The following is a 15,761-nucleotide window of genomic DNA, read 5'->3' as shown; positions in this document are numbered from 1 at the left end:
GAGCCCACCGGGCGCGCGTCGGCGGCGTTCAGCGATCGTGGACGCCGACCGGCTCCGCCCCCCGCTCGCCCACCGGCTCGCCGGACCGACCGGAGCCGGCGGACTGGCTGGACAGACCCGTCGGGTCGGACGGGGCGACCTGGTCGATCCGTCCGGACCGGGCGACGACGACGGACTCCCGCGGCCGTCGGGCGCGCAGGCCGGGCAGGGTGATCAGCAGTCCCGCCAGAGCGATGCCGGTCACCACCATCAGGCCGGTCCGGTAGCTGTCGAGGGTGTCCTGGGGCGAGGACCCCTCGGAGGAGTTCGCGGTGACGACGGCCGTCACGACCGCGAGGAAGATCGCGCCGCCGACCTGCACCGAGGTGTTGAGCAGGCCCGAGACCATGCCCTGCTCGTGGTCGTCGACGCCGTTGGTCGCCTGGATGTTGAGAGACGGGAAGACCAGGGCGCACGCGGCGCCGATCAGCAGCATGGTCGGCAGGATGAGCGTCGCGTAGACCGGGTCGAGGTCGACGCGCAGGAAGAGCGCGTACCCGGCGACCATCAGGGCGAAGCCGGCCGCGATGAGCCGAGGTGTGCCGAACCGGTCGACGACGGCCCCGACCTTGGTCGAGGACAGCGCCACCAGAGCGCCGGCCGGCAGGAAGGCGAGCGCGGTGTGCAGGGCCGACCAGCCGAGCAGCGACTGCATGTACAGCGTGACCAGGAACTGGAAGCCGACGTACGAGCCGAAGAACGCCATCGCGCCGAGCTGGGCCCGGATCTGACTGCCGGAGCGCAGCACGCCGAGCCGGATCAGCGGGCTCGGACTGCGTCGCTCGATGCCGGTGAAAACGCTGAGCAGCACGGCGACCGCGAGGAAGGACAGCAGGGTCCGGGCCGATCCCCAGCCGGCTTGCGGCGCCTGGACGACGGTGAAGACGAGGAGGAGCATCGAGGCGGTGCCGACGACGGCGCCGGGGATGTCGTAACCGCCGTGGTTCTTCTCGCGCTCACTGCGCGGGATGAGCTTCAGGCCCGCGAACAGGGCGACGACGGCGATGGGCGCGGGCAGGAGCATGGTCAGCCGCCAGCTCGCCTCGGTGAGCAGACCGGACAGGACCAGGCCCATCGAGAATCCGGTGGCCGCGCAGGTGGTGTAGATCGAGAGCGCGCGATTGCGCAGCGGACCCTCGGCGAACGTCGTGGTGATGATCGACAGGCCCGCGGGTGCGGTGAACGCGGCGCTCAGGCCCTTGATGAAACGGCTGGCGATCAGCAGCGGGCCCGAGTCGACGAGTCCGCCGAGCACCGAGGCGAGCGCGAACACCGCGAGGGCCATGAGGAAGACCTGGCGGCGGCCCAGCAGGTCGGCGGCGCGTCCGCCGAGGAGCAGCAGCCCGCCGTAGCCCAGGATGTAGCCGCTGACGACCCATTGGAGAGTCGCGGTGGAGAGGTCGAGTTCGGAGCCGATGGACGGCAGTGCCACGCCGACCATCGACACGTCCAGCGCGTCCAGGAACATCGCGGCGCAGAGCACGAGCAAGGTGCCCCACAGCCGGGGGGTCCAGCGTCCCGGCACGGGGTGGGTGAGCGGAGAGGTCATGCCGACGAGAGTACATGCACATGCATTGAATGCAAGTGCATTTAATTCCGATGCAACAAAGTTGATTCTTTGCTACGGTGCGGGCATGGCGGCCGAGAATGCCGAGCAAGGGCTCGTGGACCAGTGGCGCGACATCCTGACGGTGCACGCGCGCACCCTGTGCGAGCTCGACCGCGAGCTGCATCCCCACGGCCTGGGAGCCAGCGACTTCGAGGTTCTCGACCTGCTGGTGGCGGGCACCGCGGCGGACGGCGGTCCCAGCTTCCGGGTCCAGGAGATCTCCGAACGCGTCCACCTCAGCCAGAGCGCCCTGTCCCGGCTGATCGGACGCCTGGAGAAGGACGGCCTCGTGACGCGTGGGATGTGCGCCGAGGACCGGCGGGGTGTCCGTGTGTGCCTCACGCCGAAGGGGCGCGAACTGCACGGCGAGGTACTGCCGTTGCAGCGTGCGGTCCTGTCCCGGATGCTGGCGGGCGGCCCGGCGGCATCCGGCGACTGACCGGACTGACCGGTTGCCCTGCCCGCTGGTCCGGCCCGCCTGTGCCCGGAGTCCCCCGGCTCCCCCTGGGTCCTGGCTCTGTTCCTCAGCTCCAGGTGATGGCGGACTTCTCCCGCCACAGCGTGGCGAGCGAGGCGTCGCCCGTCACGCTCGGGAACGGCGCGCGGTTCCACAGCGCGAGGTAGAGCCCCGCGGCCGGTCCCGCCAACTCGCAGTCCACGTCCGTGTTCTCGCCGGAGTCCGGATGTGCGTGATCGCCGCGTTCGCCGATCGGTGCTTCGGGCGACAGGCGTACGGTCCACACGGCGTCCGGGCGGTCCGTGGCGCGCACGCGCAGTACACGGGGCTCTGCGGTGCGGAGCTTGCTCCTGTCCCGTGTGTGGAATCCGCGCAGCAGCTCGTCGATCCCGTCGACCGCCAAGTCCGGAGGGACGGCGGTGGGTTCGACGCCGAGCGCGGACTCGGCGTCGACCCGGTGCACGGTGGTCTCGTGCGCCTGCCGGCGTGCCCAGAAGGCCAGCGGCGAGGGCGCCGGCAGGAAGCTCCAGCACCGCACGTCCGGCGAGGCGCCGGCCAGGGTGTCCACGAGCCGGGCGTGCCCTTCGCGGAACCAGGTGAGCAGTTCGTCGTGGTCCAGATCCGGCAGACCGCCGTCGGGGTGGTACGAGGTGTGCCCCTCGGCGACGAACGCGGTGGCCCAGCGGTGGACCATGCCCGTGTGCCGCACCAGATCCCTCACCTGCCAGCCCGCGCAGGTCGTGACCTCGGCGTCGGTGCCCGCCTTCTCCGCGGCAGCGGCCAGCGACCGGCCCTCCCGGTCCAGGGTTTCCACGTAATCCCGAATCTCCATGCCGAGAAGTGTGCCCGACGCGGGCCGGTGACGCGGAGTGCGAGGCCGAAGCGCGGGGGAGGGACGTCGAGTTCGGCGGACTTGTTCCCCCGTCAGCCCACGGCCGCCCGGCGCGTCGCAAATCCGATCAGGGCGGCCGCTGCCGCGAGCGCCGCCACGCTCGTGAGTGCCGTCGGCAACGAGTACCAGTCGGCCATGAACCCGATCGCGGGCGGCCCGAGCAGCAGGCCCCCGTACCCGAGGGTGGACGCGACCGCGACCCCGCTCGCTCCGGCGAGCGCGCCGGCCCGGTCGACCGCCACGGGGAAGTTGTTGGCGAGGCCGAGCCCGGTGACGGCGAAGCCGACGAGAGCCAGCCAGACGGAGGGCGCGAGCGCACCGAGCAGCATGCCGAGCGAGGCCGTCGTGCCGCCGAGGACCAAGGTGCGGGTCCGGCCCAGCCGTTCGAGCAGCGCCGTCCCGCTCAGCCGGCCGATCGTCATGGCGAGGGCGAAGCACGAGTATCCGGCGGCGGCTGTCCCCGGGTGAGTTTCCAGGTCCTGCTGGAGATGGAGCGCGCCCCAGTCCGCGAGCGCGCCCTCGCCGTACGAGCTGCACAGGGCGATCAGACCGAAGACCAGCACCAGGCCACGGGTGCGGGCGTCGACAAGGGGTCGTCGCCCCTCGGGGGCTTCATCCCGGGGGCGATCCGGTGACACCGGGGCGTCCTCGCGAAGCAGCGCGCGTCCCGCGACGCCGGTCACGAGCAGGCCGATGACGGCGATGCCGAGCAGGTGGCGCGTCGGTGACAGATGCCCGGCGACCAGGCCGCCGAGACCCGCTCCGAACATGCCGCCCAGGCTGTAGGCCGCGTGGAAACCGGGCATCACGGGGCGGCGTAGCGCGGCCACGAGATCGACGGCAGCGCTGTTCATGGCGACGTTGATACCGCCGTAGCCGACGCCGAAGACCAGTAGGAACAGTCCGAGAACCGGCACCGAGCGGGCGAGCGCGGGCAGGACGATGCTCAGGGACAGCAGCACTCCGCAGACCACGCTCACCTGGTGACTGCCGAATCGTCGGCACAGCCACCCCGTGAGCATCATGGTGATCACGGCGCCGGCGGAGACGCCGAGAAGCGCGAGGCCGAGGGCGCCGGAGGAGGCGCCGGTCTGGTGCTTGATGGCCGGGATCCGGACGACCCAGCCGGCGAAGACGAAGCCGTCGAGGGCGAAGAAGGCGGTGATGATCACGCGGAGTCGGGTGAGGGAACGATCCGGCACGACACTGTGCGGAACCAGTTTGTTTATTAGCGGCACAAACTCACGTTAGACGGCTGCCACGCTCGGGGCAAGGGGGTGTCGGGCCGGACGGGAGAGGTGCGGCTGTATGAATGCGCTGGTGGGGGGGGTGAAGGTGTCCCCGCCGACCTCGCGGCGTTCCTGCGGGAGGCGGTTGACGGCCGCCCGGTGAGGATCGCTCCCTCCGTCTGCCCCGGCTGCGGCAGCCGTTCGAGCGAACACTGAGGGCCGCCACCCGGAACACGGATGGCGGCCCTCAGCGTGTGTCGCGGCCCTGTCGATCGCGCTGGTCAGGCGCGAGCCGTGAAAGCCCGGGCACCCCTCGCCGACCCGAGGGGAACCTCTGGGGCAACCGGTGGCTCAGGCCGCCGGTGCCGGGAACGTCGGGTACTCCACCCCGGAGACGTGCTGGACGACACGGATGACCTGGCAGGAGTAGCCGAACTCGTTGTCGTACCAGAGGTAGAGGATCGCGTTGTCGTCCTCGACCTTGGTGGCGCCGGCGTCGACGATCGAGGCGTGGCGCGAGCCGATGAAGTCGCTGGACACCGCGTCGGGGGCGCTGATGAAGTCGATCTGGCGCTTGAGCGGCGAGGTCAGCGAGACGTTGCGGAGGTAGTCGAGGACTTCCTCGCGGGTGGTCGCGCGGCCCAGGCGCAGGCTGAGGATCGCGATCGAGACGTCCGGCACCGGAACACGGATCGAGCTTCCGGTGATGGGCGCCTTGAGGTCGGGCAGCGCCTTGGCGACCGCGGAGGCGGCACCCGTCTCGGTGATGACCATGTTCAGCGGCGCGGAGCGGCCCCGGCGGTCGGAGCTGTGGTAATTGTCCAGCAGGTTCTGGTCGTTGGTGAACGAGTGGACGGTCTCCACGTGGCCGCGCAGAACGCCGTACTCCTCGGCCATCGCCTTCAGCGGCGGCACGATCGCGTTGGTGGTGCAGGACGCGCAGGACAGGATCCGCTCGTCCGGCTTGATCATGTCGTGGTTGACGCCATGCACGATGTTGGGGACGTCGCCCTTGCCGGGAGCCGTGAGGACGACCTTGTCGATGCCGGGGCGCAGGTGGTTCGACAGGCCCTCGCGGTCACGCCACTTGCCGGTGTTGTCGACGAGGATGGCGTCCTTGATGCCGTACGTCGTGTAGTCGATCTCGGACGGGTCGTTGGCGTAGATGACCTTGATCTCGTTGCCGTTGGCGATGATCGTGCTGTTCGCCTCGTCGACGGTGATCGTGCCCTGGAACTGGCCGTGGATGGAGTCGCGGCGCAGCAGCGAGGCGCGCTTGACGATGTCCTGGTCGCCGCCCTGGCGCACGACGATGGCGCGCAGGCGAAGGCCGTTGCCGGAGCCGGTCTTCTCGATGAGCAGCCGGGCGAGCAGGCGGCCGATGCGGCCGAACCCGTAGAGGACGACGTCACGCCCCTCACGGCGCTCGATCTTGTTCTCGCCGGTGGCGCCGGCGACCGCCTCGGCGGTGAACTCCTCGACGGACAGACCGCGGTCGTCGGCCCGGTAGGTCGCGGCCAGCATGCCGATGTCGATCTGGGACGGACCGAGATCGAGCGTGGTGAGCGTCTGGAGGAACGGCAGCGTGTCCGTGACCGAGAGCTCCTCGCCGGCGATCTGCCGGGCGAAGCGGTGGGTCTTGAGGATGCTCACCACCGACTTGTTCACCAGGGAGCGGCTGTGCAGGAGGACGGTGACGTCCTGCTCCCGGTGCAGCCTCCCGATGATGGGGATCATCGACTCCGCGATCTCTTCGCGGGTCTTCCAGTTGGTGAACGCGTCGTCGTTGACAGTCACAGGAATCATCTTTCGAGCTAGGTGGCGCTCATATGGTAACCGGACCCTCTTTCTGGTGTTCATGCGGTGTCCACTTGTGGGGAGGGACACGTCCGCCAGGGGTCATCGGGGCAGGGGATGCCGGCCCTTCGGGAGAGTCGCCGTCGCTTCAGGCGCGGGAGGCCGTCCGGAGGAAGTGCCGGAGGGTCATACGGCCCTGACCTCGAGCCCGGCCTCCTCGAAGCGTCCGATCATCTCGGGTCCCGCCGCCGCGTCCGTGACGAGTGTGTCCACCGACCCGGCCGCGCAGATACGGGCGAACGCGCGCTGCCCCAGTTTGCTGGAGTCGGCGGCGACGATCACGCGCTCGGCCCGCTCGCACAGGAGGCGGTTGATCGCCGCCTCTGCCTCGTCGTGGGCGGCGGCGCCGTGCGTGGCGTCGAACGCGACCACGCCGAGCACGGCGACGTCCAGGGTGATCTGCTTGAGTACGCCGTCCGCCAGCGGCCCGATCAGTTCGTACGACTGGGGCCGGGCGACCCCGCCGGTCACCACGATCTTGAACTGGGGGCGCACGGTGAGCTCGTTCGCGATGTTCAGCGCGTTCGTGACCACGGTCAGCGCGGGGGAGCCCGACGCCAGGTCCGGGCGTACGGCGAGAGCGCGGGCCACTTCGGTCGTCGTGGTGCCGCCGGTGAGGCCGACCGCCTCGCCGGGGCTGATGAGGTCCGCCACCGCCTTCGCGATGCGCTGCTTCTCCGAGGCGCGCCGGGCGGTCTTGTAGCGCAGGGGGAGTTCGTAGGAGACGCCGTGCACGACCGCTCCGCCCCGGGTGCGTACGAGCATCTGCTGCTCGGCGAGCTGGTCGAAGTCGCGCCGGATCGTCGCAGCCGAGACCTCCAGCCGGGCCGCGGCCTGCTCGACGTCCAGGCGGCCCCGCTCCACGAGCAGTTCCAGCAGTGCCTTCCACCGGGCGTCCCGCGACATCAGGGCCCTCCATTCCTCGGTCCTTCGCGACCTTAACGCACCCCCAGTGCGTTCAAATGCTTGATTGTGCTCGAAAACTCGCTATATCTTGCAGAAACAAGCATCAGGGGCCATCAGTGGGAGGGGCACGCCATGACGTATGTCGAGGACGAGCTGAGCAGCCAGCCCGAGTGCTGGATCCGCGCCGCCGACGAGGCGGCGACACATGAAGCCGCTCTGCCGGCGGCCGGGGAACGCGTCGCGATCGTGGGGTGCGGCACCTCGTTCTTCATGGCACAGGCCGCGGCCGTGCTCCGTGAGGAGTCCGGGCAGGGCGAGACGGACGCCTTCGCCGCCTCGGAGTTCCCCGCGGGCCGTTCGTACGATCGCGTCGTCGCCCTGACACGCTCCGGCACGACCACCGAGGTGCTCGACCTTCTCGGACGACTGCGCGGACACACGCGGACGACCGCGGTCACCGCCGATCCGCACACACCCGTGATGACGTCCGCGGACGACGTCGTCGTGCTGGACTTCGCCGACGAACGCTCCGTCGTGCAGACGCGTTTCGCGACGACCGCGCTCACCCTGCTCCGCGCCCACCTCGGTCTGCACGGCGAGACCGTCGTCGCGGACGCGCGCACCGCGCTCGGCGCCCCGCTGCCCGAAGGGCTCGTGGACTGCTCGCAGTTCACCTTCCTCGGCCGCGGCTGGACGGTCGGGCTCGCCAACGAGGCCGGGCTCAAGATGAGGGAGGCCTCCCTCGCCTGGACCGAGGCCTACCCGGCGATGGAGTACCGGCACGGTCCCATCAGCATCACGACCCACGGCACCGCCACCTGGATGCTCGGCGAAGCGCCCGACGGGCTGGCCGAACAGGTCCGCGGGACCGGCGGGTTGTGGGTGGACGGGGGCCTCGACCCGCTCGCCGAACTCGTCCGCGCCCAGCGCCTCGCCGTCGCCGTCGCCGCGGCGCGCGGCCTCGACCCCGACCGGCCCCGCCACCTCACCCGCTCGGTGGTTCTCGGCCGCTGAAGCCGCAGGTGTCGCCGAGGCCCTGTGTGTCGCCGAGGCCGCTGAAGGCCGCCGAGGCCGCATGCATCGCCGAGGCCTCCGCACCCCTGGACCCGTTGATGTCGCCGGAGCCGGCGAACCGGCTCGATCCCCCATGGAGCAGGAGGAGTTGTGCCCCTCGCAGCAACCGGTGAGCTGGTCGCCCGGACCGCCGAGGCCCGGACCGCCGTCGCCGCGTTCAACATCATCACGCTGGAACACATGGAAGCCGTCATAGCGGGGGCGGAATCGGCCGGCGCGCCCGTCGTCCTCCAAGTCAGCGAGAACGCGGTGAAGTTCCGCCAGGGGCGACTGCTCCCGCTGGCCCGTGCCGCGACCGCCGCCGCCGAACGGGCCTCCGTGCCCGTCGCGTTGCACCTCGACCATGTGAAGAGCGACGACCTGCTGCGCCAGGCGCCCGGGGCCGGGTTCAGCTCCGTCATGTACGACGCCTCGCACCTGCCCTACGAGGAGAACCTCGCCGCGACCCGGGCCGCCGCCGACTGGGCGCACGCCCAAGGCCTGTGGATCGAAGCGGAGTTGGGAGAGATCGGCGGCAAGAACGGCGAGCCCCCGCGGGACGCGCACGCGCCCGGTGCCCGTACCGATCCCGGGGAGGCCCGCGCCTTCGTGGCGGACTCCGGCGTGGACGCGTTGGCCGTGGCGATCGGCAGCTCGCACGCGATGACCACCCGGACCGCGGCACTCGACCACGACCTGCTCAAGCGCCTGGCGGCCTCGCTCGGCGTCCCCCTCGTCCTGCACGGCTCCTCCGGGGTGCCCGACGCGGAGCTCCGGGCGGCCGTCCAGGGCGGTATCGCCAAGGTCAACGTCGGCACCGCCCTGAACATCGCGATGACGGGCGCGATCCGGGAGTTCCTCACGGCCAGCCCCGACGCCGTGGACTCACGGAAGTACCTGGGGGCGGGGCGGGAGGCGATGGCGCGGACAGTGGCGGGGTTCCTCGGTGTGTTGCGGGGGTGAGCGCCGTCCAGGTGCCGCTACAGCCGGACATGCGCCCCAAATCGGCCGCTCGGCGTGTACCGGGTCGGGTGGAAGCCGATTTCCACGTATGTGCTTTTGCACCGACGGCAGTTCGAGCGGGTGACAAGGTGGCTAGGGTGAACCACCATGAGGAGGCCGAAAGGGCACGGTAGGCTCGCGGGTGAGACTTCGCCCCGGAGGTCACTCGGGCACGCGTCCGTATGCCCCATGAACGCGGGGAGCAGGGGTTTGCGGTGTTTTCGGGGCAGGGCCGGCACCGGGCCGGGCGCAGGACGGAGAAGGCCTTGAGCGGTCAACTTCTGGCCGGTATCCGTAGGTCGGCCCGCGACGACGGGCTGTACGCCCCGGTGAACGAGGCGCTGTCCGGAACCGGCCGCTACCCCAGCGCGCTTCGGGGACCGCGCCCGCACTCCGGCACGCACCGGGAACCCGGCCCACGCGCACCTCTGGGCCCGATGTGAACGGACTGATCTACTACCTGGCCGCGGCCATCCTCTGGATGGGACTCGCCGCCCAGCTGCCCGACCTGCGCCGCCACCGGAGAGACCCGCTCAAGCGGTCGTTCTGCGCCGTCATCCTGCTGTCGGGACTCTGTTTCGTGCTCGGTGCGCCGCCCACCGTCATCCTCGTCAACAGCCTCACGGGCATTCCGAACATCGCGGCGCCGCTGACGTACGGCGCGGTGACCGCGTTCGGCGCGGCCTCCCTCATCCTCATCGTGCACTGGCGGGGCAACGACCCCGTCCAGGTACGGCGTACGGCGCGGGCATGGCTGTTCAGCTACCTGGGAGTGATCGCCGCCGAGGGCGTGCTGTTCTCGCTGGGCGACGCGCCCGTCGAACGCCGGGCCGACTTCGACACCTACTACGCCTCGACGCCGTTCATCCGGGAGATGATCGTGCTGTATCTGGTGGCGCACATGGTGGCCGCGGTCACGACGACCCTGTTGTGCTGGAGCTGGATACGGAAGGTGAAACGCTGGACCCGGGGCTCACTGGCCCTGCTCGTGCTGGGCTGGCTGTTCACGAGTGCCTACGGCGTCGTCAAGTCCGTGGCGCTGACCGCTCATTGGCTCGGCCACCGCTGGGACAGCCTCAGCACCAGCGTGGCACCGCTGGTGGCCGTCGGTTCCTGTCTGGCCTCGGCCGGCTACATCCTTCCCCTCGTCGGTCCGCGCATCGACTCGGCCGTGGCGTTCGTACGGCTGCGTCCGCTGTTCCGTCTGCTGGCGGGACCGACCGGCCGCCGCCGTCGCTGCGTCACCGCGCTGTCGTGGCGGATGATCGGCGACGTCGAACTGCGGCTCACCACACGGGAGACCGCCATCCGCGACGGCCTCAAGCGGCTCGCCGGACAGCTCGACGACCAGGTGCGCAGCCGTGCCTGCCGGGACGCGCTGGCCGCCGGGTTCTCGGCGGCGGAGGCCGAGGTCATCGGGATGGCCGCGATGGTCGCCGTGGCGGCTCTGGCCGAGACGCCGACACCCATGGCGGAGACCGGCACCATCGGCATCTCGGTCGGTGACGTCGATGTGGTGGTCTCCGTCACCGCGCGCGTGCGACGGCCGGCGGTCGGCTCGCGGTCGCTGGACACGGGTCAGCCGTCCTTGCTGAGCCTGTCCAAGGCGGTGCGCACGCCCATCGTCGATGCCGCGATCCAGTCCCGGAGGACCGCGGTGCGACAGCTGTCCTGACCGCGCCCGGCGCGGCGGCGTACGCGTCGCGGGCGCTCTGGGCGCTCGTACGACGGCGGGGCGGAGGACAGGAGCGTGCGACCGCTCGGACCCGCGCCCCACGCCCGTACGGCGCGCGCCGTCACACGGCGAGCGGGCCCACGGAGTCGAGGAAGTCGCTCTCCCCGGCGGTCAGCGGCGGCCCGGTCAGCGGCTCCATGACGGGGCCCTTCAGCGTGGCCATGAGCATCTCGGTGTGCAGCAGACGGCTCGTGTCGGCCTGGAGCGTCGCGACCTTGCACCTGGCCGCGGACACGGAGTACGAGGTGGTCGCCACCCGTGCCATCCGGCCCATGTACTGGCTGAGAAGCCGGTCGCCGAGGCTCGGAGCCCTGCCGACGACCTCCGGGAACCACTGGTCCTGGGACGTGCTCATCGTGTAGGCGGCCGAGACGGACTTGGCGGCCGCCCGCTGGACGTCGCGGGCGAAGCCCGGCGCGGTGACATCGGTCTGCCGCAACTGCCGGCTCAGCGCCTGGGCACCCAGGGCCGCGACGGACATGCCCTGCCCGTACACGGGGTTGAAGGTGGCGACGGCGTCGCCGAGCACCACCAGGCCCTCGGGCATCAGGGCCTTCTCGAAGTCACGGCGCCGGTTGCGGGTGCTGCGGCTGAGGAACACCTCGCCGAGCGGCTCGGCGACGGAGACGAGCTGACCGATGAGCGGATGGCGCAGGCGGAGGGCGAAGTCGGTGAAGTAGTCGGGGTCGACGGTGGGTTCGCCGCCGCGGGTGCCCGCGAGCGTGACCAGCCAGCGGCCGTCCTCGATCGGCACCAGGGTCCCGGAGCGCCCCGGCCGGGAGACCGTCGGGTCCGCCTCGACCTGGGTCAGCGGGAAGTCCTCCGCGCCCCACGGCACGCGGAAGACCCGGCTGGCGCAGACGAGTCCCGAGTCGACCTCCTCGGTGGGTATCTCCGTCACGCCGAGCCCCTCGAGCCAGTGCTCGACCCGTGAACCCCGCCCGCTCGCGTCGACGACGAGATCGGCGCGCAGCTCCTCCTCGAGGCCTTCGGACAGGACCCGTACACCGGTGACGCGTTCCGCCGTTCCTACCAGGGACAGCGCCTCGGTACGGCGGACGACGACGGGCGTGGTGCTCAGGACCGCGTCGCGCAGGGTCCAGTCGAGCAGGTCACGGCTGCAGCAGGTGAGCAGGAGGTCGTCGGTCACGGTCGGCCAGCGTCGGTACCAGCCCTGCGGGCCGAAACCCAGCATGTCGGTCATGGACTGCTCGCGCGCTCCCGCGGCGAGCAGGCGCCGGTGCACGTTCGCCACCGGGAGCAGTTCCTGGATGGCGTCGCGTCCGCTGGGCAGCAGGATGTGGGCGTGCCGGGCCTGGGGGATCCGCTTGCGCGGGGACGGTCTGTCGGGCAGTTCGTCACGCTCCAGGACGATCACTTCGTCCATGGACCGGAAGAGGGCCGCGGCGGCGAGCATGCCGGCCACGCTCCCGCCGATGACGACAGCGCGGCGCGACATGATTCCCCCAGGTGTCATTGGTGATCGGCATCACTTTACGGTTGTCGGCGCAGGTGTCCAGAGGTGATCAAGAAGTGAGCGAATTCTGTCCGCGCTGAGGAGCCGGGGCGGCCCCCGGGGCAGCCCCGCCCCGGGGGACGGCCTACCGTCAGGCGTCCTTCTTCACGGCCCGGAGAATCACGAACTTGGCGTCACCCGCGACCAGTTCACTGTTGCCGAAGAGACGGCGCAGCTTCAGGTGATAGCCGAGATGCCGATTGCCGACCACCCACAGCTCGCCACCGGGCCGCAGCGCGCGCCGGGCGTCCGCGAACATCCGCCAGGCCGTCGTGTCCGTCATCGCCTGGTGGGAGTGGAACGGGGGATTGTTCAGGACGAGGTCGACACTGCCGGACGGGACTCCCTCCAGCCCGTCGGCGACGAGGAATTCGGCCTTGCCGTCGGCGTTCGCCCCGTACGTCGCCTCCGCCGAGGCCACCGCCTGGAACGACTCGTCGGCGAACAGCACCTCGGCCTCGGGATTGGCGAGCGCCAGGGCCGTACCGACCACGCCGTTGCCGCAGCCCAGGTCCACGACCCGCTCGGCGCCCCGGCTGCGCGGCAGGTGCCCGAGGAAGAAGCGGGTGCCGATGTCGAGGCGGTCGGCGCAGAAGACTCCCGCGTGGTTGACGACCGTGCGGCCGGAGACCGGGCCGACGTCGTCGGGCAGCAGATAGCTGTACGGCCAGGGGTTGGACCTCCGGGCGATCCCCTGGAGCGGGGTGCAGAAGATCAGGCGGGCCTTCTTCTCGGCCAGCGACGTGCGGGTCGGACCGAGGATCCGCTCGAAGAGGTGCAGCGTCGAGGTGTGGATCTCCTTGACCATCCCCGTGCCGATGACCACCGTTCCCTCGTGCACGCCGGGTGCCAGCCGGTGCAGCTGGTCCTCCAGCAGGGCGAGGCTCTTCGGCACCCGTACGAGCAGTACGTCGATCCGCCCGGGAGGCGGGTCCTGCGTCGTGAGGAGCCGGACCGCGGACTCCTCGGCACCGGCCCGCGCCAGATTGGAGCGGGTCGCCTCCCGCGCCAGGTGAGAGTCGGTGATCTGCGTCGGCCGCCGCTCGGACAACGCCGTGGTCAGGGCGCCCCAGCGGTCGCCGACGATCACGACCGAACCCGTCAGCGGAGTGCCGCTCTCCGCGAGGTGCCGCAGCAGGTAGGTGTCGGCGGCGTCCCAGGCACGCAGCCGGTCGCGCGGGTCCTCAGGGAAGCGGGCGAGTTCGTACTCGCCCCAGGGTGTCGTCATCCGGTCGTTCATCGTGGGTCAAGGCTAAGCGACCCGGGCGCACGAGGTGCGCGAGGATGGGGGCATGTCGATGGACGCGGAGCTGTTCCCGCGCGCCAGGGCGGAGATCGCGCCGGGCGCCGTGCACCTTCCGGACTGGCTGGACGCCGGAGGCCAGCGCCGGATGCTGGAAGCCTGCCGAGGCTGGGCCCGTCCCCCGGCGGGCCTGCGCACCGTCCGCACCCCCGGCGGCGGCACGATGACCGCACGCCAGGTCTGTCTGGGCCGGCACTGGTACCCGTACGGCTACGCGCGGACGGTGGTCGACGGTGACGGTTCGCCGGTGAAACCCTTCCCCGAGCGGCTCGGCGACCTGGCCCGCGAGGCGGTCACGGACACCCTGGGCGCCGACGCCCTCGGTACGGATCCGTCCGCCGCGTACGACATCGCGCTGATCAATTTCTACGACGCCGAAGCCCGTATGGGCATGCACCGCGACAGCGACGAATCGTGCGACGCCCCGGTCGTGTCGCTGAGCCTGGGCGACACCTGCGTCTTCCGGTTCGGCAACACGGAGTCCCGGACTCGGCCGTACACCGACGTCGAGCTGCGCAGCGGCGACCTCTTCGTGTTCGGCGGCCCGTCACGGCTCGCGTACCACGGAGTGCCGAAGGTGTACGCGGGCACGGCGCCCCCCGAGTTGGGACTGACCGGGCGGCTGAACCTCACACTCCGCGCCGGTGGCTTCCCGCCGGAGCCCGATCCGTAGGGGCTGTCCGGCAGTTCCCGTCCGCCGTCCGCCGTGCGATGGCGACGAGCTAATCGGCAGACAGCCCCGTCACGGTCGCGCGGGGGCAGCCGCGACCGGACGGGCCCCGCGGGAGCGGATCATGGGAGACTCGCCCTCATGAACGGCAAGGCGGGCCCCCGGACGGCGGGGGATGGCAGCACGCGGACACGGCTCGACCGGGGGCGCGGAGCGCTCGGACCGGCGCTGGAACTTGTGCACACCGGGCGCGCGCCGACGCGTGCCGTGCTCACCGCCGAGCTGGGAGTCACCCGGGCGACCGCGGGCGCGGTGGCCGCGGAGCTGGAGGCGCTGGGGCTGATCCGGGTCGACGCGCGGCCCGCCGCCGCGGCGGGTTCGCAGGGTCGGCCCTCGCACCGGCTGGAGGTCGCCGACGACGGGCCGGTCGCGCTGGCCGCGCAGGTGCACGCCGACGGGTTCCGTGCCGCCCTGGTCGGCCTCGGCGGCCGGATCGTCGCGACCGCGCCCGGCTGTGAGATCGTCGACGCCGATCCGGCGAAGGTGCTCGGCTCGGTCGTCGACGCGGGCGCCGAACTGCTCCGCGAGACCGGGCGCCGCTGTGTGGGCGCGGGGCTCGCCGTACCGTCGGCCGTCACCGAACCCGAAGGGCTCGCGCTCAATCCCCTGCACCTGGCCTGGCCCGCCGGCGCCCCCGTCCGGGAGATCTTCGCGGAGCGGGTGCGCGCGGCCGGGATCGAGGGGCCGGCGTTCGCCGCCAACGACGTCAACCTCGCCGCCCTCGCCGAGCACCGGCACGGAGCGGGGCGAGGCGCCCGCGACCTGCTGTGCGTGGCCACCGGCCACCGTGGCGTCGGAGGTGCCCTGGTGCTCGACGGGCGTCTGCACACCGGCAGTTCGGGGCTCGCCCTCGAAGTCGGCCATCTCACCGTCAATCCCGAGGGGCGGCCCTGCCACTGCGGAAGCCGCGGCTGCCTCGACGTCGAGGCCGACCCGCTGGCCTTCCTCACCGCGGCCGGCCGGACCCCCGGGCCCGAGGTGTCGCTGCTCCAGCAGTCCAACGAGCTGATCCGCGACGAGAGTCACGATCCGTCCGTCCGCACGGCCATCGAGGCGCTGATCGACCGTCTCGGCCTCGGCCTGGCGGGTCTCATCAGCATTCTCAACCCGGACCGCATCATCCTCGGCGGGCTGCACCGCGCCCTGCTGGACGCCGACCCGGACCGGCTGCGCGCCGTCGTCGCCGACCGCAGTCTGTGGGGGCGCAGCGGCGGGGTACCGATCCTCGCCTGCACCCTGGACCACAACAGCCTGGTCGGAGCGGCCGAGTTGGCCTGGCAGCCGGTGCTCGACGATCCGCTGAAGGCCCTGCCCGTCTGACCCTCGGGAGCGCCACGGGACGGCGAAGGCCCGGCCGGCGGTCCGGCATCCCCGGGCCGCCGTCGAACGGGCGAGCCGCCGGGGGAAGCAGGCCGGGGCGCCCGGCGTACTCC

Annotated in this window: 14 protein-coding genes; 7 read left to right on the top strand and 7 right to left on the bottom strand. The window is 71.5% G+C overall.

Annotation, left to right across the window (positions count from 1 at the left end; translation table 11 throughout):
- Window positions 1-28 precede the first annotated feature (28 nt).
- Entirely contained in the window at window positions 29-1,588 is a 1,560-nt protein-coding gene (locus tag ACF07B_RS40070; RefSeq protein ID WP_392182572.1) for an MFS transporter, read from the bottom strand.
- Between the two features lie 85 nt (window positions 1,589-1,673).
- Between ACF07B_RS40070 and ACF07B_RS40065 the strand changes: the two genes are divergently transcribed.
- Window positions 1,674-2,087: a MarR family winged helix-turn-helix transcriptional regulator gene (locus ACF07B_RS40065; protein ID WP_369481584.1), complete on the top strand. Its 414-nt coding sequence runs from the start codon at window positions 1,674-1,676 to the stop codon at window positions 2,085-2,087.
- An 85-nt stretch (window positions 2,088-2,172) separates the two neighbouring features.
- Here the strand turns inward: ACF07B_RS40065 and ACF07B_RS40060 are convergent, their stop codons facing one another.
- From ACF07B_RS40060 to ACF07B_RS40045, 4 genes are all read right to left on the bottom strand, one after another.
- Complete coding sequence (locus ACF07B_RS40060; protein WP_392182571.1) at window positions 2,173-2,937, bottom strand: maleylpyruvate isomerase family mycothiol-dependent enzyme; 765 nt, start codon at window positions 2,935-2,937, stop codon at window positions 2,173-2,175.
- Between the two features lie 92 nt (window positions 2,938-3,029).
- Window positions 3,030-4,199 carry an MFS transporter gene (locus ACF07B_RS40055; RefSeq protein ID WP_392182570.1) on the bottom strand — a complete coding sequence of 390 codons (1,170 nt, stop codon included), beginning with the start codon at window positions 4,197-4,199 and terminating at the stop codon, window positions 3,030-3,032.
- Between the two features lie 378 nt (window positions 4,200-4,577).
- Window positions 4,578-6,023, bottom strand: a complete 1,446-nt coding sequence (locus ACF07B_RS40050) for a glyceraldehyde-3-phosphate dehydrogenase (protein ID WP_369481587.1) — start codon at window positions 6,021-6,023, stop codon at window positions 4,578-4,580.
- Window positions 6,024-6,209: 186 nt separating this feature from the next.
- Entirely contained in the window at window positions 6,210-6,989 is a 780-nt protein-coding gene (locus ACF07B_RS40045) for a DeoR/GlpR family DNA-binding transcription regulator (RefSeq protein WP_392182569.1), read from the bottom strand.
- A gap of 132 nt (window positions 6,990-7,121) precedes the next feature.
- Between ACF07B_RS40045 and ACF07B_RS40040 the strand changes: the two genes are divergently transcribed.
- The 4 genes from ACF07B_RS40040 to ACF07B_RS40025 all read left to right on the top strand — a co-directional run bounded on the left by ACF07B_RS40040 (window position 7,122) and on the right by ACF07B_RS40025 (window position 10,719).
- On the top strand, window positions 7,122-8,003 hold the full coding sequence (locus ACF07B_RS40040) for an SIS domain-containing protein (protein ID WP_392182568.1): 882 nt from the start codon (window positions 7,122-7,124) through the stop codon (window positions 8,001-8,003).
- Window positions 8,004-8,153: 150 nt separating this feature from the next.
- Window positions 8,154-9,005, top strand: coding sequence for a ketose-bisphosphate aldolase (locus ACF07B_RS40035; protein ID WP_392182567.1), 852 nt, complete (start codon window positions 8,154-8,156; stop codon window positions 9,003-9,005).
- Between the two features lie 305 nt (window positions 9,006-9,310).
- Complete coding sequence (locus ACF07B_RS40030) at window positions 9,311-9,487, top strand: hypothetical protein (RefSeq protein WP_392182566.1); 177 nt, start codon at window positions 9,311-9,313, stop codon at window positions 9,485-9,487.
- Complete coding sequence (locus ACF07B_RS40025) at window positions 9,484-10,719, top strand: hypothetical protein (RefSeq protein ID WP_392182565.1); 1,236 nt, start codon at window positions 9,484-9,486, stop codon at window positions 10,717-10,719. Before ACF07B_RS40030 ends, ACF07B_RS40025 begins: the two co-directional genes overlap by 4 nt.
- Window positions 10,720-10,840: 121 nt before the next feature.
- Here the strand turns inward: ACF07B_RS40025 and ACF07B_RS40020 are convergent, their stop codons facing one another.
- Window positions 10,841-12,238 (bottom strand): FAD-dependent oxidoreductase, encoded by a 1,398-nt coding sequence (locus ACF07B_RS40020; protein ID WP_392182564.1) that lies wholly within the window; start codon window positions 12,236-12,238, stop codon window positions 10,841-10,843.
- 148 nt (window positions 12,239-12,386) lie between these two features.
- On the bottom strand, window positions 12,387-13,535 hold the full coding sequence (locus ACF07B_RS40015) for a methyltransferase (protein WP_392182563.1): 1,149 nt from the start codon (window positions 13,533-13,535) through the stop codon (window positions 12,387-12,389).
- A 58-nt stretch (window positions 13,536-13,593) separates the two neighbouring features.
- On the opposite strand from ACF07B_RS40015, the gene ACF07B_RS40010 reads away from it, so the two are divergent.
- On the top strand, window positions 13,594-14,271 hold the full coding sequence (locus ACF07B_RS40010; RefSeq protein WP_392182582.1) for an alpha-ketoglutarate-dependent dioxygenase AlkB family protein: 678 nt from the start codon (window positions 13,594-13,596) through the stop codon (window positions 14,269-14,271).
- Window positions 14,272-14,409: 138 nt separating this feature from the next.
- Window positions 14,410-15,648, top strand: a complete 1,239-nt coding sequence (locus tag ACF07B_RS40005) for an ROK family protein (protein WP_392182562.1) — start codon at window positions 14,410-14,412, stop codon at window positions 15,646-15,648.
- Window positions 15,649-15,761: the final 113 nt, after the last annotated feature.

The organism is Streptomyces sp. NPDC015532 (assembly GCF_043078065.1).
Taxonomy (GTDB): Bacteria; Actinomycetota; Actinomycetes; order Streptomycetales; family Streptomycetaceae; genus Streptomyces.
The sequence above is the reverse complement of the archived record's forward strand: the minus strand, read 5'-3'. Positions and strand labels throughout refer to the sequence as shown.

Excerpts from the sequence above, each read along its gene's own strand:
- ACF07B_RS40070 (WP_392182572.1), bottom strand. The coding sequence starts at position 1,588 with ATGACCTCTCCGCTCACCCACCCCGTGCCGGGACGCTGGACCCCCCGG.
- ACF07B_RS40065 (WP_369481584.1), top strand. The coding sequence starts at position 1,674 with ATGGCGGCCGAGAATGCCGAGCAAGGGCTCGTGGACCAGTGGCGCGAC.
- ACF07B_RS40060 (WP_392182571.1), bottom strand. The coding sequence starts at position 2,937 with ATGGAGATTCGGGATTACGTGGAAACCCTGGACCGGGAGGGCCGGTCG.
- ACF07B_RS40045 (WP_392182569.1), bottom strand. The coding sequence starts at position 6,989 with ATGTCGCGGGACGCCCGGTGGAAGGCACTGCTGGAACTGCTCGTGGAG.
- ACF07B_RS40040 (WP_392182568.1), top strand. The coding sequence starts at position 7,122 with ATGACGTATGTCGAGGACGAGCTGAGCAGCCAGCCCGAGTGCTGGATC.
- ACF07B_RS40020 (WP_392182564.1), bottom strand. The coding sequence starts at position 12,238 with ATGTCGCGCCGCGCTGTCGTCATCGGCGGGAGCGTGGCCGGCATGCTC.
- ACF07B_RS40015 (WP_392182563.1), bottom strand. The coding sequence starts at position 13,535 with ATGAACGACCGGATGACGACACCCTGGGGCGAGTACGAACTCGCCCGC.
- ACF07B_RS40010 (WP_392182582.1), top strand. The coding sequence starts at position 13,594 with ATGGACGCGGAGCTGTTCCCGCGCGCCAGGGCGGAGATCGCGCCGGGC.
- ACF07B_RS40005 (WP_392182562.1), top strand. The coding sequence starts at position 14,410 with ATGAACGGCAAGGCGGGCCCCCGGACGGCGGGGGATGGCAGCACGCGG.